This window comes from Endozoicomonas sp. SESOKO2, assembly GCF_024606245.1.
GTDB lineage: Bacteria > Pseudomonadota > Gammaproteobacteria > Pseudomonadales > Endozoicomonadaceae > Endozoicomonas_A.
Window position 1 is genome coordinate 1 of sequence record NZ_JAHHPQ010000405.1, and the last position, 2,604, is coordinate 2,604.

Below are 2,604 nucleotides of genomic sequence, written 5' to 3' on the forward strand. Positions count from 1 at the left end.
ACCAATTTATTGCAACCGCAGTAGGACAGCCTTAAGTCCGACAGGCTGCTAGCGCAGCATTTTAGCGTTTATTTCACCCGCAATGATTTCAGCCTGAGGCCCGAGAATCACCTGCAGGTTATTTTCGCCAAGCTTCACCACCCCTTTGGCACCCAAGGCTTTCAGACCGGCTTCATTGATCAGGTCACGGTTGGCCAGAGTCAGGCGCAGACGGGTGATACAGGCTTCAACAGAGGTCAGATTGTCCTCTCCACCCAGTAGTTCAATATAACGCAGAGCACGCTCTGAGCCACTGACTGCTCCAGAAGATGTTACTGCCTCCGGCTCCTCATCTTCACGGCCCGGGGTCTTAAGGTTGAAAGCCCTGATGGCGAAGTAGAACACACAGAAGTAGATAACAGAGAAGGCCAGACCAATGAACACCAGTGTCACAGGCTTGGTAGCCAGCCCCCAGTTCAGAGCCATATCCAGCGCACCTGCAGAGAAGCCAAAGCCATGCAGAACACCAAACATGTTGGTGACCACCAGAGACAGTCCGGTCAGCACTGCGTGAACAGCGTAGAGGCCTGGCGCCAGGAATACGAACATGAACTCCAGAGGCTCAGTGACACCGGTCAGAAAGGCAGTTGCACCGACAGACAGCAGAACACCACCCACACGGGCACGATTTTCTCTAGGTGCCGCCAGATACATAGCCAGCGCAGCAGCAGGCAAACCGAACATCATGACCGGATAGAAGCCCGCCATGAAAGTACCGGCAGTGGGGTCACCGGCAAAGAAACGAGGCAAATCACCCGTTACTACCTCACCGGCAGCATTGGTGAATTCACCGAAGCCAAACCAGAAAACAGAGTTCACAACATGGTGCAGACCTACCGGAATCAGGCCACGGTTCAGCACCCCGTAAGCAAACTGCCCAATAGGCCCAGACTCAGAAATTCCATTAGCAAATGCATCAATGGCAGACTGGATGACTGGCCATACATAACCTGCTACTACAGAGACAGCCAGGGCAATCAGACCGGTCATGATCGGAACCAGACGTTTGCCGCCGAAGAACGCCAGGTAAGGTGGCAGAGCTACCGCATGAAAACGATTGTAACTGTGACCGGCAATGATACCGGCGATAATGCCGCCAAAGAATGACATATCAATGTCAGCATTGATGGTCTTGGCCCCGGCAGTCAGTACAAAATAACCCACTGCACCCGCCAGCACCGCAGCACCGGCATCGTCCTTTGACAGTCCGGCAGCAATACCCATCGCAAACAGCAAAGGCAGGTTACTGAAGATCGCGTTACCCGCTTCTGCGACAAAGGCAATATCCAGCAGGTCAGGCTGCCCCAGACGCAGCAGAATTGCCGCAATAGGCAGAGTGGCGATGGGCAGCATTAATGCCTTACCCAATCTCTGCATATAGCCAAGAATGTTCAAAATAGTTACCCCTTAGATTTTAACGTCACTGCACAAACCTTAATCAAAACCCCGTGGAACTCAAAAAGACAGACTCTTGATGGGCAGCGTATGGTTTGGGACGAAATGTAACCGGTCACAATGCACCAGTTCAACTGTGTTGTGAAGGTTTCGTAAGGAGATTAACCCGTTATTGACCCAGAGCAAAAAAGCAAACGGAACATTTGGTGTCAGTAGTCACATATGACACACCACTTCAGAGAGCACCTCAATGAGGTGCTTAAGCGATGGGAGCCAGGTGTCTGTTCATTGACTGGAATGAAACAGAGGTAAAGCTCAGTACTCGGACTTTGTCACTATTGGACTCCTGTTGTAGAACCTTAGGTAGGCCACGATGTTACTGAGCAGGAACAGCACTTCCATGACGACGGCCATCGGGGAAAGGACAAGAACGTTGTGGCTCAACCAAACTACCGCCCCCACCATCATGATCAGTCTCATCTCACGATCGTCTTTACTGAATGCGCCTATCGTTTGCAGGCAGGAGCCGACGAACGCCACGAGACTGATGAAAGACTCGTAGGTAACAAAGAGTGTCACAACATTGATAATCAAAAACAGGTTTCTTACCCCGGGCCGAGACGTAAAGCAACTGGTCAGATAGCGTATTGACGCAATCGTCATAACCACGGCCGCTGTGAAAGCATTGAGTAAGTAAAAGTGCGTCGCAATCAACGCTCCCGCAATAAACAGGCACAACACCACCTGTTTGCGTATTTTGAACTGAAAAGACAACAGGTCAAACACAATAGCGATGGATACCAAGATCTGTGAAAGCGTGTAATTATCCATGTTTACAACCCTTGTTCACTCTGGCTCACGCAAGGGTAATTGCCTCCAATGCGATTGATGTCCGTAAATATTCTGTATTCGCCGGATTGTTTTATGCGAGCCAATTGGCTTTCCATTATTTCATACATCAGCAATTTGCTCTTTTTTTGTTATGCCTCATGCTTATTTTATTGCGAGATGTAACAAACTAAAATAATTCAAAACATTAAATTATCCAATATAATCATTCACTGCACGTAATGACCTCCTCATCCAACCGCTAATACCGCTACTAAAAATCTAATATAATCTGTAATTATGTAGACTTATCTACGCCGTCACCGTGGATGCACGACGAAT

At 49.2% G+C, this 2,604-nt stretch carries 2 protein-coding genes; both read right to left on the minus strand.

All coding sequences use genetic code 11. From position 1 onward, the window contains the following. Positions 1-48: 48 nt before the first annotated feature. Positions 49-1,434 carry an N-acetylglucosamine-specific PTS transporter subunit IIBC gene (gene nagE / locus KDK17_RS08840; protein ID WP_257254107.1) on the minus strand — a complete coding sequence of 462 codons (1,386 nt, stop codon included), beginning with the start codon at positions 1,432-1,434 and terminating at the stop codon, positions 49-51. Positions 1,435-1,749: 315 nt separating this feature from the next. Further along, on the minus strand, positions 1,750-2,265 hold the full coding sequence (locus KDK17_RS08845; protein ID WP_257254108.1) for a YgjV family protein: 516 nt from the start codon (positions 2,263-2,265) through the stop codon (positions 1,750-1,752). Between the last annotated feature and the right edge of the window lie 339 nt (positions 2,266-2,604).

Coding starts and splice junctions, on each gene's coding strand:
- KDK17_RS08845 (WP_257254108.1), bottom strand. CDS start 2,265: ATGGATAATTACACGCTTTCACAGATCTTGGTATCCATCGCTATTGTG.